The sequence below is a fragment of the Roseateles sp. P5_E11 genome (assembly GCF_054049355.1).
Map to the genome: position 1 here is coordinate 1 of NZ_JBFUMO010000762.1, position 2,248 is coordinate 2,248.

The 2,248-nt window shown below is 64.5% G+C and carries 4 protein-coding genes; 1 reads left to right on the forward strand and 3 read right to left on the reverse strand.

What is annotated here, in order from left to right; genetic code table 11:
• A partial coding sequence (locus ACXJKR_RS30235; RefSeq protein WP_457325992.1) for an alpha-L-arabinofuranosidase C-terminal domain-containing protein occupies positions 1-473 on the forward strand: 473 nt, incomplete at its 5' end.
• A gap of 196 nt (positions 474-669) precedes the next feature.
• Here the strand turns inward: ACXJKR_RS30235 and ACXJKR_RS30240 are convergent.
• From ACXJKR_RS30240 to ACXJKR_RS30250, 3 genes are all read right to left on the reverse strand, one after another.
• Positions 670-1,038: a tryptophan 7-halogenase gene (locus ACXJKR_RS30240; RefSeq protein ID WP_457325993.1), complete on the reverse strand. Its 369-nt coding sequence runs from the start codon at positions 1,036-1,038 to the stop codon at positions 670-672.
• 22 nt (positions 1,039-1,060) lie between these two features.
• Entirely contained in the window at positions 1,061-1,207 is a 147-nt protein-coding gene (locus ACXJKR_RS30245; RefSeq protein WP_457325994.1) for a hypothetical protein, read from the reverse strand.
• 92 nt (positions 1,208-1,299) lie between these two features.
• A partial coding sequence (locus ACXJKR_RS30250) for a TonB-dependent receptor domain-containing protein (RefSeq protein ID WP_457325995.1) occupies positions 1,300-2,248 on the reverse strand: 949 nt, incomplete at its 5' end.

Here is a 2,248-nt window from a genome sequence, read left to right on the forward strand (position 1 = left end):
ACCGGTCCCTGCAATGGGCCACCAACCTGATCGGCTACGACGCGCTGAAGTCCTATGGCACGCCGTCGTACTACGTGCAGACCATGTTCTCCAGCCACCTGGGCGACGTGGTGCTGGAGTCCTCCGGGCGCGACATCCCGAACTGGACCAGTGACAACGGCAAGACCTTCCCGGCCCTGCACTGGGTGGTGACGCGCAAGGACGAGGCCGGCAAGCCGGGCCGCATCCAGATCAAGTTCGCCAGCCGCGCCGCCACCGATCAGCCGGTGCGCGTGAAGCTGACCGGCGTGAACAAGCTTGCACCCACGGCCCAGCTGACCGTGATGAGCTCGGCCAACCCCGATGCAGCCAACTCGCTGGACGAGCCGACCCGCGTCGCGCCGAAGACCCAGCCCCTCAAGGGCATTGCGCGCGAATTCACGCTGACGCTACCCGCCTACTCGGTGGGCGTCCTGGAGATTGAGACCCGGTGAACCGTCGGGCTGGATCCGAGGATCCGTAAACGGTCCAGTGCTGCTCGCTCAGGGGCTGCAGGCACTCGAAGAGTGCCAACGCCTGCGCGGGCGTCCAGTGTGTCGGCTGCGCCGACAGGGTGCCGCAGCGTGGCGTCACGGCTTGGCCTTGCGGGAGCCGGCGCGGACTTGGCCGCGCGCTGGCGCGTGCCGGTGATCATGCACGCTGGATCGCGTGCTCATCGTGCTGAACTGGCTGCTCACGTTCGCTGGAATATGCATTGCCGAAATGGCCGAAAGTGTGGAAGTACTCGTGGCCCACATCCAACCAGTCGCAGAARCGGATGCCCAGCTTGTAGCTGCCGTTSGTGGCGCGCAGGAACTCGACCTCGTCAATGCCGAGCAGCTGGTTGTAGTTGCGTATTGACGGGAACGTGGCCTCGCCGACACCGATGATCGGAATCTCCTCCGACTCGACGAGCTCGACACTGACGCGGCCTTTCAAGCCGGTGGCGAGGGCGGCGGCGGTCATCCACCCCGCGCTGCCCCCGCCGACGACGACGATGCGGTTGTACTGCTGTGACATGGCCTGCATGCTTGGGCAACGACTAGCGATGGTCGCCGGTGACGACAGCGGACCTGCAGGTGCCGTCCTCGGCGCTGCCACGCGCCATCAGGTCGGCAGGCAGGGAAACGAGGCCAGCAAAGCGCTGCCGCGCGCAGGACCATGGCAGCAGGCACGGACGTTTGATCATGAGGTTTGCTCCAACGGCACAACGGCCGGCCGCGAGGGACGCCCTCGCGGCCGGCCGGAACCGAGACAGAGGTTCAAAGGCCCCAGCGAGGGTCAGAACTCGTAGCGGCCCGTCACGTAGTAGCTGCGGCCCGGGAAGTTCCAGCTCGAGCCCATGAAGCCCGGCGTCTGCTTGTTGAGGTAACGCACAGTCACGTTGTTCAGGTTCGTCACGCTGAGCGACATGCCGAACTTGTCCGTGAAGTTGTACGACACGCCGCCGTCCCACTGCCCGAAGCCCTCTTGGTACTGCGGAAGACCCCACCAGGTGTCCTGCATTCCCAAGCGCGCCGGATCGGCGCTGGTGCCGTTCTGGCCGTTCGGGCTGTTGTCGTTGCCGACGTTCTTCAGCACGCGGCTGGTCCAGTTGTAGGCCAAGCGAGCGGAGAACCCATAACGGTCATAGCGCAGTGCGAAGTTGGCGGCGTTCTTCACCAGCCCTGGCACCGGCAGGGCGCCAAACTGCAGGCCGTTGGTGTCGCAGCCGTAGACCTTGAGCGCATCGCTGGTAACGGCGCTGATGGACGGGCAGTACTGCACTTGGGCATCGCGATAGAACTTCTGGCTGCTGCCGATGTAGGTGTAGTCGGCGGAAACCCCGAAGCCCTTGGCCCAGTCGGGCAGCTTGTCCTTCAAGAAGTCGAAGTGGTCGAGGTAGGTCTCGGCCTTGAGCTCGATGCCGTGCACCCACGCCCTGGCGGAATTGCGCGGCCCCGTGATCAGGAAAGACTGAGCGTTGCCGTCAGTGCTGAAGTAGTCGCGGCTGTAGGTCGACTTGTAGATCAGGTCCTTCACGTCCTTGTAGAAGGCCGTGGCGGTCAACATCTGGCCTGCGCGCGGATACCACTCCAGGCCGAGGTCGAAGTTGTCAGACGTCAGCGGCTTCAGTTTCGCATTGCCGGTGTTGGTGCCCGTGTAGAGGATCCGGTTGTTGCCGGTGTCGATGTTTTGGGTCAGCGCCACCGACTCCTGCACCTTATCGAAGCCTGGGCGGTACACGCTC